The 1,627-nt window shown below is 63.5% G+C and carries 1 protein-coding gene and 1 pseudogene; both read right to left on the bottom strand.

Features of this window, described 5'->3' with window-relative positions; all coding sequences use genetic code 11:
* Positions 1-3: 3 nt before the first annotated feature.
* Positions 4-402 (bottom strand): hypothetical protein, encoded by a 399-nt coding sequence (locus tag NKH03_RS34650; RefSeq protein WP_352973328.1) that lies wholly within the window; start codon positions 400-402, stop codon positions 4-6.
* Positions 399-1,490 (bottom strand): annotated as a pseudogene (locus tag NKH03_RS34645) (IS5 family transposase). The gene NKH03_RS34650 and the pseudogene NKH03_RS34645 overlap by 4 nt, the downstream one beginning before the upstream one ends.
* Positions 1,491-1,627: the final 137 nt, after the last annotated feature.

The raw sequence follows: 1,627 nt of genomic DNA, 5'->3' as shown, positions 1-1,627 counted from the left end.
GTTCTAACATCCATACAGGAGCAGCCGCCCGCACCTTGGCTCGGGCGAGACCCCAATCACCCCATCTGTTGAAGAAGTATCCCGGTTGGCCTTGAGGATGGCCTCGTCGCCGTTGTGATAGGCGAAGGTGATCTCGATCGAGCCGTCGTCGAGCAATTCGGCCGAGCCGTCGCCCGTGACTTCGTCCATTTCGTCGCAGCCAGCCCATACGAAGAAGACCATCGAGGGGCCGTAGGAGAGATCAAGGCCGGCTTTCAGCGCGCCGAAGGCGATCTCGCCGTTGTTGTCACCCCCTATAGTGATGGTGGCAGGGCCGCTCAGGTCGAGATAGCCGCGATCCCACAGGTCGGCCTCGACGATCCGCCAGCGGCCGGTCAGCTGGCAGCCTGCCGGCGCGCTCATGTCGGCACCGCCATGAGCTTCGGTAGCCGCACCAGATTGTAGGCGGCGGCTGCGAAGGTGAAGGCCCACCCGACGCGGTCGCGGCCACGTAACTTCGTCTTCTGCTGCCCGGCGACCGTCTTGATCCAGCCGAACGCTTCCTCGATGCGCTTGCGAATGCGCTGGCTGACGGCATAGCCACTGTGCCGCGTCGTGCGGCCATCGATCGCCGACCGGCGGCCGCTGGTGTTCTGCGCCACGTGCGGCGTCACCTTCATCGAACGCAACTCATTGATGAAATCCTCCGCGTCGTAGGCCTTGTCAGCACCGAGCGTGATCGCCTGTGGCCGCTCGGCGCAGGGTTTGATCATATCCAGTGCGGCCACCCGTTCGGCATGTCCGTCGGCCAGCGTCAGGCAGGCATCGACCAGCAGGCCGTGGCGGTTCTCCATCAGCCCATGCCCGATGAAGCACAGCTTCGTCTCCTTGCCCTGTCCCTTGCGATAGAGCCTGGCATCAGGATCGGTGGTCGAGGCATGCGTTTCGTTCGACCGCTTCTGGCCATGGAAATCCGCTTCAGCGTTGCGCCCGCCGCCATCCGGAGCCGGCGGCTCGCCCGAGCCGTCCTTCGGCTTGACGCTCTTCATCGACGCCCAGGCCTCGATCAGCGTGCCGTCGACCGAGAAGTGATCCGTCGACAAAAGCCTCTTGACCTTGGGCTGCGCCAGCACCGCGCTCAGGAACTGCGGCGATGTCGCCCTCCAGCAACCGGTCGCGGTTCTTGGAGAACACAGAATGATCCCAGGCCGCATCGTCAACGCCGATCCCGACGAACCAGCGGAACAGAAGGTCGTATTCCGGCCGCTCCATCAACAGCCGCTCCGCCGGATCGAATAGAATGCCTGCAACAGCATCGCCCGCAGCAGCTTCTCAGGCGGGATCGATGGCCGCCCGATCGGCGAATACAGCGCCGCGAACTCACGCTCCAGCGCCGACAGGGCTTCATTCACGATCGTCCGGATCGCCCGCAATGGATGATTGCGAAGAACCCGCGCTTCAAGGTCCACGTAGCTAAACAGTTCGCCAGCTCGATCGTCGCCGCCGCGCACTCGTCACCTCCGAATCTCTTCGGCCAAAGTGAATCACGCTCAGAGAGCAGCGGCGAGCGACTTTTTCAACAGATGGGGTGATTGGGGTCTCGCCCGAGCCAAGGTGCGGGCGGCTGCTCCTGTATGGATGTTAGAAG

The organism is Mesorhizobium sp. M1406, assembly GCF_040317555.1.
Taxonomy (GTDB): domain Bacteria; phylum Pseudomonadota; class Alphaproteobacteria; order Rhizobiales; family Rhizobiaceae; genus Mesorhizobium.
The sequence above is the reverse complement of the archived record's forward strand: the minus strand, read 5'-3'. Positions and strand labels throughout refer to the sequence as shown.

What these genes read in the sequence shown, in the direction of transcription:
- NKH03_RS34650 (WP_352973328.1), bottom strand. Translation starts at nt 402, where the DNA reads ATGAGCGCGCCGGCAGGCTGCCAGCTGACCGGCCGCTGGCGGATCGTC.